General features: G+C 27.9%; 19 protein-coding genes. All 19 read right to left on the bottom strand.

The window, feature by feature from the left end; translation table 11 throughout:
- Window positions 1-7: 7 nt before the first annotated feature.
- Window positions 8-424, bottom strand: coding sequence for a flagellar basal body-associated FliL family protein (locus ACZ41D_RS08800; RefSeq protein ID WP_464151068.1), 417 nt, complete (start codon window positions 422-424; stop codon window positions 8-10).
- Window positions 425-443: 19 nt separating this feature from the next.
- A complete protein-coding gene (locus tag ACZ41D_RS08805; protein ID WP_464151069.1) occupies window positions 444-1181 on the bottom strand; it encodes a flagellar motor protein MotB in 738 nt (245 codons plus the stop codon).
- Window positions 1181-1966: a motility protein A gene (locus tag ACZ41D_RS08810; protein ID WP_464151070.1), complete on the bottom strand. Its 786-nt coding sequence runs from the start codon at window positions 1964-1966 to the stop codon at window positions 1181-1183. Before ACZ41D_RS08810 ends, ACZ41D_RS08805 begins: the two co-directional genes overlap by 1 nt.
- A 124-nt stretch (window positions 1967-2090) precedes the next feature.
- Window positions 2091-3434, bottom strand: coding sequence for a flagellar hook protein FlgE (locus ACZ41D_RS08815; protein WP_464151071.1), 1344 nt, complete (start codon window positions 3432-3434; stop codon window positions 2091-2093).
- 75 nt (window positions 3435-3509) lie between these two features.
- Window positions 3510-3890 carry a TIGR02530 family flagellar biosynthesis protein gene (locus tag ACZ41D_RS08820; protein WP_464151072.1) on the bottom strand — a complete coding sequence of 127 codons (381 nt, stop codon included), beginning with the start codon at window positions 3888-3890 and terminating at the stop codon, window positions 3510-3512.
- Window positions 3891-3906: 16 nt separating this feature from the next.
- Entirely contained in the window at window positions 3907-4287 is a 381-nt protein-coding gene (locus tag ACZ41D_RS08825) for a flagellar hook assembly protein FlgD (RefSeq protein WP_464151073.1), read from the bottom strand.
- 11 nt (window positions 4288-4298) lie between these two features.
- Window positions 4299-5741 (bottom strand): flagellar hook-length control protein FliK, encoded by a 1443-nt coding sequence (locus ACZ41D_RS08830; protein WP_464151074.1) that lies wholly within the window; start codon window positions 5739-5741, stop codon window positions 4299-4301.
- A gap of 34 nt (window positions 5742-5775) precedes the next feature.
- Window positions 5776-7020: a hypothetical protein gene (locus ACZ41D_RS08835; RefSeq protein WP_464151075.1), complete on the bottom strand. Its 1245-nt coding sequence runs from the start codon at window positions 7018-7020 to the stop codon at window positions 5776-5778.
- Between the two features lie 13 nt (window positions 7021-7033).
- Window positions 7034-7471 (bottom strand): flagellar export protein FliJ, encoded by a 438-nt coding sequence (gene fliJ, locus ACZ41D_RS08840; RefSeq protein ID WP_464151076.1) that lies wholly within the window; start codon window positions 7469-7471, stop codon window positions 7034-7036.
- Between the two features lie 27 nt (window positions 7472-7498).
- A complete protein-coding gene (fliI, locus tag ACZ41D_RS08845; protein ID WP_464151077.1) occupies window positions 7499-8815 on the bottom strand; it encodes a flagellar protein export ATPase FliI in 1317 nt (438 codons plus the stop codon).
- A gap of 5 nt (window positions 8816-8820) precedes the next feature.
- Window positions 8821-9558, bottom strand: a complete 738-nt coding sequence (locus ACZ41D_RS08850) for a FliH/SctL family protein (RefSeq protein WP_464151078.1) — start codon at window positions 9556-9558, stop codon at window positions 8821-8823.
- On the bottom strand, window positions 9551-10582 hold the full coding sequence (gene fliG, locus ACZ41D_RS08855; protein ID WP_464151079.1) for a flagellar motor switch protein FliG: 1032 nt from the start codon (window positions 10580-10582) through the stop codon (window positions 9551-9553). The genes ACZ41D_RS08850 and fliG overlap by 8 nt, the downstream gene beginning before the upstream one ends.
- A complete protein-coding gene (gene fliF / locus ACZ41D_RS08860; RefSeq protein ID WP_464151080.1) occupies window positions 10572-12092 on the bottom strand; it encodes a flagellar basal-body MS-ring/collar protein FliF in 1521 nt (506 codons plus the stop codon). The genes fliG and fliF overlap by 11 nt, the downstream gene beginning before the upstream one ends.
- Before the next feature lie 51 nt (window positions 12093-12143).
- A complete protein-coding gene (gene fliE / locus ACZ41D_RS08865) occupies window positions 12144-12446 on the bottom strand; it encodes a flagellar hook-basal body complex protein FliE (protein WP_464151081.1) in 303 nt (100 codons plus the stop codon).
- Window positions 12447-12455: 9 nt separating this feature from the next.
- Window positions 12456-12899, bottom strand: a complete 444-nt coding sequence (gene flgC / locus ACZ41D_RS08870) for a flagellar basal body rod protein FlgC (RefSeq protein ID WP_464151082.1) — start codon at window positions 12897-12899, stop codon at window positions 12456-12458.
- Complete coding sequence (flgB, locus tag ACZ41D_RS08875) at window positions 12899-13309, bottom strand: flagellar basal body rod protein FlgB (protein WP_464151083.1); 411 nt, start codon at window positions 13307-13309, stop codon at window positions 12899-12901. The genes flgC and flgB overlap by 1 nt, the downstream gene beginning before the upstream one ends.
- 517 nt (window positions 13310-13826) lie before the next feature.
- On the bottom strand, window positions 13827-14609 hold the full coding sequence (codY, locus tag ACZ41D_RS08880; RefSeq protein ID WP_464151084.1) for a GTP-sensing pleiotropic transcriptional regulator CodY: 783 nt from the start codon (window positions 14607-14609) through the stop codon (window positions 13827-13829).
- Window positions 14610-14983: 374 nt separating this feature from the next.
- Window positions 14984-17083 carry a type I DNA topoisomerase gene (gene topA / locus ACZ41D_RS08885; protein ID WP_464151085.1) on the bottom strand — a complete coding sequence of 700 codons (2100 nt, stop codon included), beginning with the start codon at window positions 17081-17083 and terminating at the stop codon, window positions 14984-14986.
- A gap of 107 nt (window positions 17084-17190) precedes the next feature.
- Window positions 17191-18282 (bottom strand): DNA-processing protein DprA, encoded by a 1092-nt coding sequence (gene dprA / locus ACZ41D_RS08890; protein WP_464151086.1) that lies wholly within the window; start codon window positions 18280-18282, stop codon window positions 17191-17193.
- Between the last annotated feature and the right edge of the window lie 140 nt (window positions 18283-18422).

Here is an 18422-nt window from a genome sequence, read left to right on the forward strand (position 1 = left end):
TACCTCCCTACTGAATAATTAATATGTCAAAATATATATTTTTAATGCTATTTGTACCAAATATCTCATTAAGCTTATTTGTAATTTCTTTTTGTAATAATTCTTGCCCTTCTTTTCCTTCTAATTCTTCTTCTGTTTTGCTACGTGTAATCATATTAATTTCATTTTTAATTAAAAATGATTTTTCTTCAATTATAGGAATAATTTTTTCCTCATCAGTTTCTATAGTAATTTTTAGTTTTATTATTCTGTTACTATCTTTAATATTACAATTTATATCATCCATTGTATAGTAATATTTCATATCAGCTTTTTCTTTAGCATTTTTATTTTGTAAATACATATAGCCAAATACTCCACCTAATATCAAAATTACTAGAAATAATATAGTTATCGCTATAATTACTATTTTTTTTGTGCTCATGATAACAACTCCTTAACTTCTAATTTGGTTCCCACTTTCCATAAGATGATTTTAAAATTATTATATCAACTCTCCTATTTTTAGCTCTTCCTTCTGCAGTATCATTTGATGCAATTGGTCTATAGTAACTATACCCAGCAGATGATATTCTATCACCTTTTACATTTTCTTTTTCGACCAAATATCTTAAAGCATTTGTTGCTCTCATTGCAGATAATTCCCAATTAGTTTCATATTTAAAAGTTGGAACATTATCTGTATGCCCCTCAACTTTTATATGCTTATCAGCAAATTCATCTCTATTTAAAATATCTCCTATGAAAGATAATATCTTTTTAGACTCTGGTTTAATTTCTGCATCATCGGGATCGAAAAATACACTATCCATAAATCTAATCAATAACCCTCGTTCTTCAAGCTCAACATGAATCTTAGTATCTAATCCTCTTTCCTTTGCATATTCATCAATAAGATCTTTAAATCTCTTAAAATCTTCTATTTCTTGTTTCCCTACTGAAGTTTTATCTTCAATTAATCTATTTAAATTTGTTAGTTCAGATTCATCAATAGTTTTACCTCCGTCTAGAATTCCCAAAGAATTTTGAAATGAACTCATGATCACTTGAAATTTTTGTGCATTAATCTCAGAAAACGAAAATAACAAAACAAAAAAACACAATAACAATGTTACCAAATCACTATAAGTTATCATCCATGAAGGTGTATTATTAATTTTTTTTTCTTTCTTTTTCCTCATTAGGCACCTTCTTTCTCTGTCGATTTATGAAAATCTATCCTCATTTCTGGAGGTATAAAAGATTTTAATTTTTCTTCAATTATTCTAGGATTTTCACCTGCTTGTATTGATAACAAGCCCTCAATTATTAATTCTTTATTTAATATTTCTTCTTTACTTCTTCCCTTTAGTTTGTTTGCTATAGGCAAAAATATTAAATTAGCTAATATAGAACCATAAAAAGTAGTTATTAGTGCAACAGACATATTAGGCCCTACACTAGATGGATCATCTAACTCACTAAGCATATTTATAAGACCGATTAAAGTACCGATCATACCAAATGCTGGGGAAAAACTTCCCATAGTTTCAAAAATGCTTTGTCCTTCTTCATGTCTTTCTTCTAAAAAAGCTAATTCTGTTTCCAAAATATTTTTTACTAGTTCTGGATCAGTTCCATCTACAATAAGCATTATACCTTTTTTTAAAAAGATATCTTCAATCTCCTCACTAGCTTCCTCTAAAGCAAGTAATCCTTCTTTTCTAGCTATATTAGCTAATTTAATTATCTCTTCAATAGTAACGTTAGGCAAAAATTCTTTAGTAGTAAAAACATTCTTTACTACTTTCATCGTCCTTAATACCTTATTAAGAGGAAAACTAATAAAGGTTGAAGCTAAAGTTCCTCCAAATACTATTATTATTGAAGGTAAGTGAAAAAAAGTTGATATATTGCCAGTCAAAGATATACCCCATATTAAGAAAAATAAACCTGATATCAAACCTATGGCAGTTGCTAAATCCAACTATTACACCTCATTTCTTTATAACATATAAAAAATATGTACTTACTTAATTATTAATCATTTAATATATTCTAACTTAGATTATACATTGTATATTCTAGGTAGGATTCCTACCTAGAATATACTACCTTTTCAAATTAACAAGTTCTTGTAACATTTCATCTGTAGTAGTTATAACCCTTGAATTTGCTTGAAATCCTCTTTGAGTAGTAATCATTTCGGTAAACTCTAAGGACAAATCAACATTAGACATTTCTAATGTTCCTGGATTAATTGAGCCATAACCATTACTTCCTGCAGTTCCTATTTTAGGATCGCCAGAGTTTGGTGAATTGATAAAAAAGTTATTACCAACCTTTTCCAAGCCCATAGAGTTATCGAATTTAGCTAAAATTATCTGAGCTAATGTCCTTTTATCACCATTTGTAAAACCTCCAATGACGTTGCCTGAAGCATCAATTGTAACTGCATTAAGAGTGCCAGAGCTATAGCCATCAGCCTCAGCTTCTATATCAGTCTCATTTGCATACTGTGTCATCTTGGAAAAATCTGGTATAATCTTATTTTCTTTCTCATCTCCAAGATTTATTCCATCAACAAGTGTAATTGATGATAATATATTTTTTTCTCCAGAAGATGATGTAGGAATTGTATCACTAACATATTTCCCATTTTTATTAAATGTCACTTTTCCTAAGGTAATAGGATCACTAGGTGTACCACCATCTATTATAGATTCATTACTACTTAAATCAACAATGTCTTTTACATAAACTTCCCACTCATTACTACCGTCAGAATTTTCCTGTGTTTTTCTAAATTCAAACTCTAGTTGATATGAATTTCCAAGTACGTCCTTTATAATTGTATTAGTATTAATTTTACCTTTTTCTTTTTCTTCATCAGATAAACTATCGTAACTTGGAGTTCTAGAATCTAAATTGCCAATAATTTCAACGTTTTCAGTAGCTTTTGGTGGTGAAGATTCAGAGCGACTTACAATAATTTCACTAATCTCGTCAGTTTTTTCACCATTTTCATCATATTTATACCCTAAAACCTTATATCCATCAGCAGTTACCAAACATCCATCCCTATCAAATGTAAAATTGCCTGCTCGAGTATAATATCTATTTTCATAATCTGGGTCATCACTTACTACAAAAAAACCTTCGCCATCGATCATAAGATCAGTAGCATTATCAGTTCTTTGTGTGGCTCCCTTTGTATGTATAGTATCTATTGACCCTATTTTTACTCCTAAACCTATTTGTTGAGGATTTGTACCTCCTTTTCCTTCTTGAGGAGCTCCTCCACCTCTAACAACTTGGCTAAAAACCTCTTGAAAAGTAACTTGTCCTCTTTTAAAGCCTACTGTATTAACATTTGCTATATTGTTACCAATTACATCCATTTTTGTTTGGTGTACTCTTAACCCTGATACACCAGAATACATTGACCTCATCATAATTATTTCTCCTTTCTTTATAGGGCTTTATGCCTTCAGTCAGTCCGGCAAAATAACTTCCTTAATAAGGTCCAGTTATATAATTACAGCCCCATCAATATTAGTAAATACATTATTCTTTAATTGTTCTGCATTTACAGTTGTTATGATAGTTTTGTTTTTAGTACTAGCTATCATAGCTATGTCTCCCATAAGTATTAAAGCTTCCTTAACTCCTTTGCTTTTAGCCATTGTTATAGCGTTTTCTATTTTATTCATGTCATCATCATTAAAATTAATATTTCTTAAATTCATTCTTTCCATAGCATGTTTAGAAATCTTAATTCCTTTATCTCTTTCAATTTTTAAGATCTTATCGAAAGAAATACCTCGAGTTTTATTGTTTATATTTGTATTAATTCTATTTTGATTATTTATGGTTTTATTATTTATTTTATAAAAATTAATATTATTCATATGCTCAACTCCAATTTTACTCATCTTCTCTTCCAATATATGCTTTAAAAGCACCGTTTAAAGTTTTTAATTCTTCAATAATATCATTGTGTAAATAGCTGTTAGAAATATTTATTTGATCAATAGTATTTAACACTTTTTCTTGAGATTCTTTTATACTTTCATCCATGTTTTTAATTTGTTCTAATATACTAAATTGTGCCATTTGGCCAAGAAATTCTTTATCATCTACAGGATTTAAAGGATCTTGATATTTTAATTGTGTAACTAAAAGATTTAAAAAAGCATCTTTATTTATATCTTCATTAGTTGTAGTAGAAATTTCAGTATCATTCTGTTTTTTTTCAGTGTCAAATATATACCAATATTGATTATTATCTACTTTACTAATACTCATTTTCACACCCCCTATGCTTTAATATCAAAATTAGTTGTATGAACCAATACAGTATTAGAATTATTATCAAACATATTTACATAATAGGTATTTATATCTTCATATTCATCAATACTAGCTTTTTTAAGTTTTAATTTAGATTTGCCACTCCAATAATTCCTTTGCCTATTGCTAAAATTAGGGTCCTTTCCAACAAATACTTCAAAAGTTTTAACTTCAATTCCCTGGTCCCTAAGTGTTTCTTTAAGTTGAATTAAGTTATTATCTATAAGTTGCTTAGCCTGCATATTATCTACTACAGCTTTTGCATGCATTTCACCTTTCTCTAAAGACATCTTTAATATCATCTTACCTAATATTTCCGGCTTTAGCTGTATGTGTACTTCAGAACCATTTTCCTTTAATATAAATTTAGTTTTTTGTGCAACTTCTCTTAATAAATTTTCTACATCACGGGCATTTGATTCATATTGATTAAAATTAAATTTTCCTAATTTATCATCAAAATTATTCCCTTCGGATACATTTTCCACATTATTATTAAGAGTATTATTTAAAAGTTTAAACTCATCAAAGTACTTAGATTTTTCATCATCAATATTGTTTTCAATATTGTTTTCAACATTATTTTCAATATTATTTCCCTCTTTATCATTAATTTTACCAGAATAATCTGCTTCATAAATAATTTCTTCTAAAACTTTATCTTGGTTTATTAAATTGCTTTCACGAGTGGTATTATGAGTATCATTATTTAATTCAATAAAAGTATCTAAATTGTTTGTGTTTAATGCATCAAGTTCACTACCTTTTTCAATAATATCTTTGTCATTCATCAAACTTAATAGTTTTTCAATAGTTTCAATCAATTCTTCATTATCTGTAGTTTCTAAGCTATCTACTAACTCTAATGATAGCTCTTTTATCTTCATTAGTTGGTCATTGCTAATATTATTTAAGTTGCTGTATGTATAGTTTGTAAGTTCGCTGAAAAAATTTGCTAAATTAATTTCTTGATTATCATTTATGCCTTTAACATTAAAATCTTCAATATTAAAATTAGTTAAATTAAGTAAAACTTCCAGCAATTCATTTAAATTGTTTAACAACTCAGAGTTTAACTCTATCGTGTTATCATCATCTAAAAACAATATTTTTTTTGTATCTTTAACGCTATCGTCTACATAATTAGACGTATTTAATTTTAAAAACTTGTTATATTGTTCAATATTACCACTTTCTTTATCATTTCGAGTATAATTTATGTGATAATTATCAGTTTTGCTTTTATATTTTGTTAATATTTTTTTATTGTTTTTAGATGATTTTAAAACATTATTAAATAAATCATTTTTGCTATTTAATTTACTTTTTTTTGATGTTGTACTATTTACTGCACTATTCTTTTTAACGTTATCAATCATATCAACAATATCTAAATAATTATTGTTCAACATTTCACCTCCTTTCCATATTAAATACTTTAATTTAAGGAGTAGCTAATCTTCTTGTAAGATCAGCTGCTTTCCTTGAATCCATATTTGATATAATATCTGATAGTTTTGTTTTATTCATCTTCTTTAAAACATCTTCTATTATAATAGCATCAGAAATTTTATAAATAGGAATTGAATCAATTTCTAATGAACTAACTTGATTATAATTGTACATCATTTTTTCTACAATATTGGCAGCATCCTCTGAATTCATTTTTTCATATAATGCAACTAACTCCTCTATTTTATCATTATAGTTTTGAATATAATTTATAGTTTCATTGATTTTTTCAGTCTTTGACTCTTCTTCATTATTTAATATCTCATATTTTTTCATTGTAGCGAATAATTCTTCTTTAAACTCGTCATTTTCAACATTAACTAATATTTTAGATGCAGTAGCAACATCCAAATTTCTATAAATCTTACTTAATTGATCTATATTATATTTTTCTGTATTTCCAATTTCTTCGACTGATTTAACAGGATCCTTGTATCGATAAATATTGGCAATATTTTTAAGGTTTTCATTTTCAACTTTCATTTCATTTAAAATTCTTGATATACTATACTTTTTATCTTTGTTTAAATTATTTAATATTTCATTTTTTATGTCTTCGTCTAAATAATAAAGTATATCTGCGACTTTATTGTCATCCATTTCAGCTATTATTTTACTCAACTCATCTATATATTTGGGATTATTAGATATTTCATTGTTTATCTCTTTTATAGCAACAACAGTATCTAATTTTTCAAAGCGCTTCACTTCATTTAACAATTCATTCTCTTCTTCAGTTATTATTTCGTCATATAAATTAATGAGTAAATCTCCTTTCAATTCTAAGTCGCTTATTAACTTAACTATTTCTTTTGTTTTATTTATTGAAATAGCACTCATTCTTTTTAAAATATCATCATACAATTTTCTATCTTTCTCTTTTATAATATATAACTTATCCGAAGCAGTTCTTGAATCAAGTTGTAAATAATAGTTTGCTAAAAATTCTTTTTTATTGTCAAGTTCCTTATCCTCATCAATAATCAAAGAATTATTAAAACGAGTACCTAAGGAACCTGGTAAGTTTTTTAAAACGTCATTTGCATTATTCCTAAACGTATCATTATTGAAATATATAAGAGTAACAATGCCAACAGGGACAATTATAAAAGCAATGAAAAATATTAATACTATTTTAAAAATATTACTATTATGTTCTTTATTTTCTTTAATCATACATAAGCCCCCATTATTGCAAACTATTTCTATATGTAACTAATTGATCGTTAATTTTTTCTTCTTCTTTCTTTAATCCATTTAAAAATTCATTGTAGTACTTTCTCTTAAGTTTTTCAAAAATTTTTTTATCTCTACTAGCCTCTACCATATTGATTCTGCTCTTTTCAGCATTGTACTCTGCCTCTTCTAAATTAATTTTTTGGTTCTTTATCAATAAATTAACCTTTTCTAAATAATTGTTATAATTTATCAATACATTAATTTTAGTATTATCATTTATATTGTTTTTTTCTAAACTAATTCTACTTTTTTCAATTAGTAATTTCTTCAGTTTCTCTTCTTCGGTGTTTAATATTTTTTTTGCTTGTCCATATTCCGCTTTCTTTAATTCTTCTATTGTTTTTTTATACCCAAGTACTCTCTCAAACTTAAAATTAAACTTTTCCATCAAATCAACTCCATTCAATCATAGTAATCAATGATCAAATATATGCTGCATCATCTCTAGTGTTTGAGGGAAGCTAAATCTGTCTAAAGTATCTTGAACCAATAATTCATTTATTCTATCAATTAAATTAATAGCCGTATCTATTTTTTTATTGCTTCCTCTTTTGTAAGCACCAATATTAATCAAATCTTCTGATTCTCTATAAGTAGCAATAATATCTTTAATCTTATTAGAAAGATTTATATGTTCTTTACTACAAATATTAGGCATAACTCTACTAACACTTGAAAGTACATCTATTGCGGGATAATGATTATTATTTGCTAACTGCCTAGATAATATAATATGACCATCGAGAATACCTCTTACTGCATCAGTAATTGGTTCATTTAAATCATCACCATCAACTAAAACAGTGTAAAGACCTGTTATAGTTCCAGTTTTTGAAGTCCCTGCCCTTTCTAATAATTTTGGTAAAACCGCAAAAACTGATGGAGTAAAACCTCTAGTTACAGGTGGTTCACCAATAGCAAGACCTATTTCTCTTTGAGCCATTGCAAATCTCGTTATAGAATCCATCATAAGCATCACATCTTTACCTGCATCTCTAAAATATTCTGCAATAGCAGTTGTTATTAAAGCACCTTTCATTCTAATCAAAGCTGGTTGATCTGAAGTAACAACAACTACTACAGATTTTTTAAGTCCTTCTTCTTGTAAATCATTTTCAATAAATTCTCTTACTTCTCTACCTCTTTCTCCTATAAGGCCTATAACATTTATATCTGCTACAGTATTTCTTGCTATCATTCCCATCAAGGTGCTCTTGCCGACTCCACTACCTGCAAATATTCCAATCCTTTGACCCTTCCCACAAGTTAATAATCCGTCTATAGCTTTAATACCTAGTTGTAGAACTTCCGTTATTTTTTTTCTTTCAAGCGGCTTCGGGGGAGTATTAGACACAGGATAACTTTTCGTTGTTCTAATGGGTCCTTTACCATCTATAGGCCTTCCTAGCCCATCTATTACTCTTCCTAAAAGATCCTCTCCAACATTTACCATTAAAGATTTTCCTGTAGCCAATACTGTACTACCTGGTCCTATACCACTCATCTCTCCTAAAGGCATTAATAATATTTTATCATCTTTAAAACCGACTACTTCTGATAATATTGGATCATTTTTTCCAAATGGATAAATATAACATATTTCTCCTATGCTTGCCACTGGTCCACTAGATTCCATTGTAAGTCCAGTAACTCTTGTTATTAATCCAGTATGTCTTATAAATTCATTATCTTTTACAGCTCGGATATATTTTTGCATATCAATTACTTTCATATAAATCACTCACTATTTAAAATATCTAAAATAAGTTCTTTGATTTTTTCAATTTGGTAGTTTACACTGACATCAACGCTTCCTTTTTTACCTTCTATTATACACGAGCCAGGTTCAAGATTATTATCAACCTTAATATCGATTTCATCGACTAGGTTTGACATTGCTAGAATTCTATCTTTTGACATTTCTACATAATCATAATCTTGTTCTGAAACTCTTATTAGTAAACTTTCTCTAGAGTTTAAGCTATTTATACCTTTTGATATTAATGATATTATTACATCTCTATCTTCTTCAATTTTTTTGTTTAATACTTTTTCACATATCGTAAACACTAAGTTGATAATATCTTTTTCAGTATTTGCTAAAATGGCTTCTTTTTCATTAAAATATTTTTTCTTTATATCATTTGCTTCCTTTATCAATTTATCTGCAACTTCTTTGCCTTCATTATATCCTTTATTATAGCCATCTTCATAACCTTTTTCGTAACCTTTTTGTTTATTTTCTTGAAACAACTTTTGGGATTTTTTATATGAATTAGATAATATCACATCTGCTTCTTTACTAGCTTTTTCAATAATTTCAGCATATTCTTTTTTTGCAGAACTGATTATTTTATCATATTCTATTCTTGCTTTTAACAACAAATTTCTTGCAATAATTGTATTCTTATGGACTTCATCCTTATTTATATCAACTTGTTTTACTATCTGCGAAGATTTAATAATACTAGACAACTATTTCATCTCCTCCTCTAGGTGTAACTATTTCACCTTCCTCCTCAAGCTTTCTAATTATATTAACTATGTTTTGTTGAGCTTCTTCAATATCTTTAAGTCTTACAGGACCCATAAATTCCATATCTTCTTTAATCATTTCAACTAATCTCTTTGACATATTAGCAAATATAACTTCTTTAACCTCTTCACTAGCCCCCTTAAGAGCTATAGCCCATTGATTATTATCAATTTCTCTAATAAATCTTTGGATAGATCTATTATCTAATGTAACAATATCTTCAAATACAAACATCCTCTTCCTTATATCTTCGCTTAATTCAGGGTCTTTAGTTTCTAATCCTTCTATAATTACTTTTTCTGTACCTCTATCAACAGAATTCAATATTGAAACAATTGTTTCAATTCCACCTGCTGAAGTAAAATCTTGTGACACAATATTAGAAAACTTATCCTCTAAAACTTTCTCAATCTCTTTAATAACTTCTGGTGATGTTCTGTCCATTGTCGCTATCCTTCTAGCAACATCAATTTGCTTTTCCTGACTTAATTTAGATAATATTTGGGCTGATTGATTAGGTCTTAAATATGCTAATATCAATGCTATTGTTTGAGGATGTTCATTTTGTATATAAGTTAACAATTGATTAGGATCTGTTTTTCTAATAAACTCAAAAGGTCTCACTTGAAGAGATGAAGTAAGTTTATTTATAATGCTTACTGCCTTTTGAGATCCTAAGGCCCTCTCCAGTATATCTTTTGCATAACCGATACCACCTTCAGATATATACTCTTGGGCTAAGCAAAGTTGATAGAAGTCTTCAAGTACTGCTTCTTTTTCTTCTGGTTCAACCATTCTCATGTTTGCAATTTCTAGGGTTAGTTCTTCAATTTCTTCTTCAGTTAAATGTTTGAAAATCTCAGCTGATTTTTCTGGACCTAAAGAAATTAATAGTATTGCAGCTTTTTGTTTCCCAGTTAAAACATGTTTTCTAGCCATTAATAAAACACCTCTATTCTTCATTAAGCCAAGTCCTTAAAAGTTGTGCAACTGCATCAGGTTTTTTGTCTACAAATTTATTAATCTGAGATTTAATCTTAGATTTTTCTGTTTCAAAATCTATTTCTTCTACATCATCATTTTGTTTTTCTTGTTCTTTGAGAAGTTCATTGATATCATATTTATTCTTTCTCTTTCTGTACATTATAACACCAGTTATAGCTGCCACTCCTAAAACAGTAGATAGAATATATAATAAATAGTTAGCATTTTTATTGTCTGTTGTCAATGGTATATCTGACGAAGCATTCAATTCATCATTATTAAAGTCAGCAGAAATAACCTTAACTTGTTTAGTATCCAAGCCAGTAGCAGCATATATTAACTCAGATATTTCTTTTTCTTTTTCTTCAGTTAATTCACCATCTTCAAGTACTTTTTGATTGATTAAAATTGCTACAGTAATTGATTCAATTTGACCCGGTGCCTTTTTTATTTGCTTATTAATTTCATTTAGCTCGTTATTAATAATTTTACTTGCTTTATCGTATCTCGAATTACTATTTTCTAATTGTCCATAGTCAGTAATCTCTTCTGAATTAGTCTCAGTTCCCGGTATGCCCCCCTCCGGCATATTAACCACATGCTCTTCGACTTCCTCCATGCTTCTAATCAAGCCTTCCTCTGAACCTTCAATAGGAGGACTGAATTCTACAACATTCATTATTTCTGAATCAAAGTTTACTTTTACATTAGATCTTACATCAACGTTGCCATATCCAAAAATATTTTCAAGAAATCTTCTTATACTTTCATTTATCTTCATTTGAATTTCATTTTGAATATTTAATTGATCACTCATATCATAAGAACTTGAATCTGCGTCCTCAGTCAATAACTTACCAGTATCGTCTATAATAGATACCATATCAGGGTTCATGCCAACAGAACTCGCAACTAAGTTTTTAATTGCTGTAACTTTTGATGTTGTCAAGTTAGAACCTCTTACTTTCTTAATAAAAACTGATGCAGACATTTGTGAATCATCATCAATGACAAAAGAGGAATTTTCAAAACCATCTTTTATATATACTCTAGCATTTTCAACACCTTCTATTTCCGATATCGTATTAGCAAGTTCATTTTGTAGTGCAATTTTAATCCTTTGTCTTTTATCATAATCAGTCATGGTCCAACTACTGTCATTAAAAGCATCTAAAAAACCATAACCTTCTTTTGGCAGCCCTTCGGACGCCAATTCTATTTTTATCTTATTTTTCATATCAGAAGGAACCATTATTACATTAGCATTATTATCATCACTTTTCCATTTTACACCCATATCATCTAGTTTTTTTGTTATAAGACTAGTATCTTTTAAAGACAAATTATCGTATAACACTGTATATTTTGTTCTAGTTGCAAAAAATATAAAAATTGTTAATGCAGACACGATAAGTAAACAACTTATAATTATTTTTATCTTTTTAGGTCTTTCTAACTCATTCCAAAAATCGTTTAATTGATTTTTCATTCGTTTAAAAGTTTCGACCACCAAACCACCTCATTTCTGCAGCCAATCATTTTATATCTGCATTCTCATTATTTCTTTATATGAATCTATTACCTTATTTCTTACACTTAACACAAGCTGCAAAGAAATCCTTGCTTTTTCAGTTGCAATCATAGCATCATGTAAATTATCTAAATTTCCTGTTGCTAACAAACTACTTAATTTATCAGAATTAACTTGCATTTCATTTACTTTATCTAATGCACTTTTTAGATAATCTTCAAAAGAATAATTAGTTTCTTTATTTATATCATTTTTGCTAAAATGATTATCTAATTTATTAATGCCATAACTATTAATTTCACTCAATCTCATAAACCACACCTACCTTCTACCTATTTCTAACGTTTTTAGAAGCATAGATTTTGTCGTATTTAACGAAGTAATATTAGCTTCGTAACTCCTAGCAGCTGACATCATATCAACCATTTCTTTTAGTATATCTATATTAGGCATTTGAACATAACCATCTTCATCTGCATCTGGATGACCTGGATCATAAACTCTCTTAAAAGGCGATTTATCTTCTACAATTTTACTAACCTCTACGCCTTGAGTATTAACTTTATTATTTGAATACTTTGATAAGTAAGTTGAAAATGGAACTTCTTTTTTTTCTTTAAATAATACCATTTTTCTCCTGTAAGGAGTTCCAGAGCTCGTCCTAGTTGTGTTAGCATTAGCAATATTTTGTGATATTACTTCAATTCTCATTCTTTCAGCAGTTAATCCTGTAGCACTAATATTGATAGCATCAAAAATTCCCATTATTGATTACTCCCTCCATTTATAATAGTACTTAGTCTTTCAAATTCCCACGATATTTGTCTTATCAAAGCATTATACATTATTGCATTTTTTGCTAAATTTGCATTCTCAACATCAATATTTACATTATTACCATCTTTCCTCGTAGAATATCCTTCTAATCTCTTAATCTTAGGTTTTAAATCTTCAATATCATTACTTTTAGAAATATGTTTTAGGTTTGTATTGCGCAGTTGTAATTTTCTGTTGTTAATTTTATCAAAAAGAACATCTTCAAAGCTAACATCAATTTTTTTATAATTCGGTGTATTGGCATTAGCAATATTATTAGTAATAGCTTGATGTCTCAACCAAGTTCCTTCTAAAGCCTTGCTTAAAATTGTTTCATTATAGAATATTTTTTCTAACATAAATATCACCTCAGAATGTTAATAATTATCTAAAGGATTACAAATAAATATTGTAATTTAATTTTTAGTTACAAACTTACATGTACACAATTTCAATACTATAAATTATCACACCTTAAAAAATCAACTTTACTCAAGATTTTTAAACACCTGAGTAAATAAAATTGATTTTCTTTAAAACTTTTTAAGATAAAACTTTGCTGTGTATTCTACATTTTTTACGTAAAAATAATTATTATAAATCAATTATCTTATATATTTTACATCTTTATTTCTACAAATAAGTGTAACTATCGATAATTTATTATAATATATTAAAAATAATTACACATATTTCCTACCACACAATATTTATTTCTACATCTATTTACTTATTCCTCCTTAAAATGATATTTAGTTTCAAATAGTACTAATGTACTATAAAACCTCACAATATTGTAATTTTTTAATACTGACAAATAAATAATATACATTATAGCAATAAATTAAGGCTGATGACTAAGTCATCAGCCTTAATTTATTGCCTTACCTTTTTTAATTCTTCCATCAATTTATCATTTAAAATCCTAATATGCGTACCTTTCATACCTAAAGACCTTGATTCAATAACACCTGCACTTTCAAATTTTCTCAAGGCGTTAACTATAACTGATCTTGTTATTCCAACTCTATCAGCAATTTTACTAGCTACAAGTAATCCTTCATTACCATCTAATTCATTAAATATATGTTCTACAGCTTCTAATTCTGAATATGACAAAGTACCAATTGCCATTTGGACTACAGCTTTTTTTCTTGCTTCTTCTTCAATTTCTTCATTTTTTGACCTCAGTATTTCCATACCAACAATTGTAGCACTGTATTCTGCAAGCACAAGATCATCTTCATCAAAGTCTCTATCAAATCTTGCAATAACTAATGTGCCAAGCCTATTTCCTCCGCTAATAATAGGAATTATTGTAGATACTTTATTAGGATAATCACATTGAGATACTCCATCAAAAACACATTCATCGATACCTTTGAAATTTTCCTTTGTTTCAATTATTGCTAATAATTGGTCATTGTACTTTTTTGGGAATCTACCTTCTTCAACTATCTCACTTTCAATTATACTACATTCAAAATTTTTCGATAAAGCAAATCCTAGTATTCTTCCTTTTCGGCTTGAAATATAAACATTTGCATCTAATATTTCACTTAATTTTTTACTAAGTTCCGGAAAAGAAACTGGTTTAGAACCAGTGCTTTGCAAGGTTTTATTTAATCTCCTAGTTTTTTGTAATAAACTTTCACCCATTATTGTCCTCCTTATCTTCTTAATATGAATTTTGTTGTGTAATTTTCTTCAAATATTGCTTGCCATACATAAAACTTTATAGAAAATATTATGTTTTATCAAAATTATTATATGAGAAATACACATACAATATATGATACATTATTTTTATTAACAAAACAATATTTTAGTAAAAAAGTATATAAATTTTTGTTAATTAATATACTAGCACTAACCATTTGAATAGTATCATAAAATAAGAAAAATATCAACTTAATTTCAGAAAATTCTTGTAAAATATATATTTCTTAATATAAGATATATGAAAAATTCACATAATTATCTTATATTCAAACTTGAAAAATTTCTTAAAATATTTTAATATTGTTGGAAAATTATTCTTTAGATAAGGTTGAAGAATCAACTTTCTTCTTATAACTACATTCCTTATTTAAGCATTGAATAATAGTACCATTTTTATTTTCCTTTTTAACCAATATTCCATTACAAATAGGGCACCTTTCTTCTATAGGTTTATTCCATGACATAAAATTACACTTAGGGTAATTACTACAACCATAAAATTTTCTTCCTCTTTTGCTCATTCGTTCAACAATATCGCCACCACACAAAGGACAAACAACACCAATTTTCTTTATCAAAGGTTTAGTATTTTTACACTCAGGGTAACCAGGACATGCTAAAAACTTTCCATACCTACCATGTTTGATGATCATATTTCTACCGCATTTTTCACACTTTTCATCAGTCACTTCTTCTTTAATATCTATTTTTCCAATTTTTGCTTCTGCATTTTCTAGTACTTTTTTAAAATCATTAAAAAAGTCAGCAATAATATCTTTCCAATATAATTCTCCCTCTTCAATCTTATCAAGCTTACCTTCCATTTCAGCAGTAAATTCTTTATTTATAATATTTGGGAAATACTCCTCGAGTAGTTTTGTCACTATTATTCCTAACTCAGTAGGCTTAAAATATTTATTTTGTAATGTCACATATTTTCTACTCAATATTGTACTTATTGTTGGAGAATACGTACTAGGTCGACCTATGCCTAACTCTTCTAATGTTTTCACTAAAGAAGCTTCAGTATATCTTGGAGGAGGTTGAGTAAAATGTTGTTGTGGCTCAATTTTTAATAAATCAAGCTTTTCTCCTTTTTTTAACTCAGGGATATCAATACTTTTGTCCTCATCTGAAATATTATATAATTTTAAAAATCCATCAAAACATAATTTAGAACCAGAAACTTTAAAAATATAACTTCCGCATTTTATTTTAACAGATAATGTATCGTATATTGCAGGTTTCATCTGACTAGCTACAAATCTTTCCCAAATTAATTTATACAATTTATATTGTGAATCATTCAAAGAATTTTTAATTGACTCTGGAGTTCTAAATACTGAAGTTGGTCGTATTGCTTCATGGGCATCTTGAATATCTTTCTTTTTATTTACTTTAAATTCTCTACCTCCAGTAGAATATTTTTCTCCATATTCTTTTTTAATAAAATCATCTGAATATTGTATAGCTTCTTTAGAAATTCTAATAGAATCACTTCTCATATATGTTATAAGCCCAACAGCACCTTCTCCTTTTATGTCTACTCCCTCATATAATTTTTGAGCAATCATCATGGTTTTTTTTGTGGAAAATCCTAACCTCTTAGAAGCATCTTGCTGTAAACTACTAGTAGTATATGGGGGATAAGGATTTCGTTTTTTTTGGCCTTTCTTTACTTCATCAACAATAAATTCATTTTTATTAAAATTAGCTATAATCTCTTTTAATTGCAAATTATTCTTAATATCTACTTTTTTAATCTTACCTTTAGATTCTATACCATAAAAATTAGCTTTAAAGTTAAAATCTTTTTTTGAAAGTAAGACTTCTATAGTCCAATATTCCTGTGGTATAAAATTTTCAATTTCTTTTTCTCTATCACATATTAGTTTAGTTGCAACCGATTGAACTCTACCTGCACTTAATCCCTTCCTAACTTTTCTCCACAATAAAGGGCTAATTTTATAACCTACAAGTCTATCTAATGCTCTTCTTGCCTGTTGGGCATCTACTAGATTCATATTAATCATTCTTGGCTTCTTTATTGCATTTTTTATAGCTTGCTCTGTTATTTCATTAAATTCAATTCTATTTTTCTCATTTTGATCTAATCCCAATACATAAGCTAAGTGCCATGATATTGCTTCACCTTCCCTATCAGGGTCAGTAGCTAAATACACATTATCTGCTTTTTTAGCTTCATTTTTTAACTCCTTTAAAACAGGCCCTTTACCTCTAATAGTTATATACTTAGGGCTAAAATCATTATCAATGTCAATCCCTAATTTGCTTTTGGGCAAATCTCTAATGTGTCCTAAAGAAGCAGCAACCTTATAATTTCTTCCTAAGAATTTTGCAATAGTTTTTGCTTTTGCTGGTGATTCAACAATAACTAGATTTTTTTTCAAGAAGTACACCTCCAACTTAAAACATATAACAATCCCTTAATCTATTCAATGTTATTTAATTTAAAAACATAAGTGAACACTAAATTAAAACTAATTTAACTTAATGATTAGTTAATCATAAATATTTTTCCTGGTAATTGTTTAATTATGCCTTTCATTTCTAGTATAGTCAAAATACTGCTCACTGTTGATATATCTATACCTGTTTTATATGATATCATATCACAATGTATTGGTTTTTCAATAATGCATTCTAATATTTTTATTTCTTGATCACTCAAATCATCATAATTTATATGATTAGATTTTTTCATTCTAGTTATACCACGTAATTCTGATATTTCTTCTAAAATGCAATCGATATCCATCAATATTTTAGCCCCATCTCTAATTAACATATTTGTTCCTTTGCTATAGGTGCTATTTATGTTTCCAGGAAGAGCAAATACATCCTTCCCTTGTTCTAGTGCGTGCGATGCAGTTATTAAAGAACCACTTTTTTCTCCTGCTTCAATTACCACAGTTCCTAAGGATAATCCACTAATAATGCGATTTCTTTGAGGAAAATTTTGAGGCAAAGGCTTAGTATTAAGTGGAAATTCTGAAATAACAGCTCCTTTTTCAATAATTTTTTCATATAAAATACGGTTTGATGAAGGGTATATTACATTAAGTCCACTACCTAATACTGCAATTGTTTGACCATTTTCTTCAAGAGCACCAATATGAGCCACAGTATCTATTCCTTTTGCCATACCACTTACAATTGTAATACCCAATCTCGAAAGCTCTTTCGCAAATTTTTCTGCAGCCCATCTTCCATATGACGTTGCTTTTCTAGAACCAACTATGGCAATAGATAATAATTTATTAAACTCAATATTACCTTTTACATATAATACTTTTGGATAATTGTAAATATTTTTTAACATTTGTGGATACTCTTTGTCAACAATAGTAATTACTTTAACATTATTTTTTTTAATTGTATGCTTTAATTTGTCAAAATAGTCTAAATTTTTACATTTGATAATTTCATGTTTTATTTTATTACTAATAAACGGTATTCTAAAAATCTCATTTTTAGACGCTTCCCAAATATTAGATATATTTTTAAAATATACTTCAAGTTTGTCTATGGTAATATTGCCAATACCCCTAATACTATTTAACCAAATATATGTATCTCTTTTATTCATACAACTATCCACCCTTTGATTAAACTATTTAATTATATATCTTCCTCAAATATTTATTACATATAAAACAATAGGAGGTACTCACCTCCTATTTTAACACATTTACATATTATGTCAATCGTTTAGAGTTATAAAATAAA

The organism is Brassicibacter thermophilus, from assembly GCF_055378355.1.

Excerpts from the sequence above, each read along its gene's own strand:
- ACZ41D_RS08800 (WP_464151068.1), bottom strand. The coding sequence starts at position 424 with ATGAGCACAAAAAAAATAGTAATTATAGCGATAACTATATTATTTCTA.
- ACZ41D_RS08805 (WP_464151069.1), bottom strand. The coding sequence starts at position 1,181 with ATGAGGAAAAAGAAAGAAAAAAAAATTAATAATACACCTTCATGGATG.
- ACZ41D_RS08815 (WP_464151071.1), bottom strand. The coding sequence starts at position 3,434 with ATGATGAGGTCAATGTATTCTGGTGTATCAGGGTTAAGAGTACACCAA.
- ACZ41D_RS08820 (WP_464151072.1), bottom strand. The coding sequence starts at position 3,890 with ATGAATAATATTAATTTTTATAAAATAAATAATAAAACCATAAATAAT.
- ACZ41D_RS08825 (WP_464151073.1), bottom strand. The coding sequence starts at position 4,287 with ATGAGTATTAGTAAAGTAGATAATAATCAATATTGGTATATATTTGAC.
- ACZ41D_RS08835 (WP_464151075.1), bottom strand. The coding sequence starts at position 7,020 with ATGATTAAAGAAAATAAAGAACATAATAGTAATATTTTTAAAATAGTA.
- fliJ (WP_464151076.1), bottom strand. The coding sequence starts at position 7,471 with ATGGAAAAGTTTAATTTTAAGTTTGAGAGAGTACTTGGGTATAAAAAA.
- fliI (WP_464151077.1), bottom strand. The coding sequence starts at position 8,815 with ATGAAAGTAATTGATATGCAAAAATATATCCGAGCTGTAAAAGATAAT.
- fliG (WP_464151079.1), bottom strand. The coding sequence starts at position 10,582 with ATGAAGAATAGAGGTGTTTTATTAATGGCTAGAAAACATGTTTTAACT.
- fliF (WP_464151080.1), bottom strand. The coding sequence starts at position 12,092 with ATGAAAAATCAATTAAACGATTTTTGGAATGAGTTAGAAAGACCTAAA.
- fliE (WP_464151081.1), bottom strand. The coding sequence starts at position 12,446 with ATGAGATTGAGTGAAATTAATAGTTATGGCATTAATAAATTAGATAAT.
- flgC (WP_464151082.1), bottom strand. The coding sequence starts at position 12,899 with ATGGGAATTTTTGATGCTATCAATATTAGTGCTACAGGATTAACTGCT.
- flgB (WP_464151083.1), bottom strand. The coding sequence starts at position 13,309 with ATGTTAGAAAAAATATTCTATAATGAAACAATTTTAAGCAAGGCTTTA.
- codY (WP_464151084.1), bottom strand. The coding sequence starts at position 14,609 with ATGGGTGAAAGTTTATTACAAAAAACTAGGAGATTAAATAAAACCTTG.
- dprA (WP_464151086.1), bottom strand. The coding sequence starts at position 18,282 with ATGAATAAAAGAGATACATATATTTGGTTAAATAGTATTAGGGGTATT.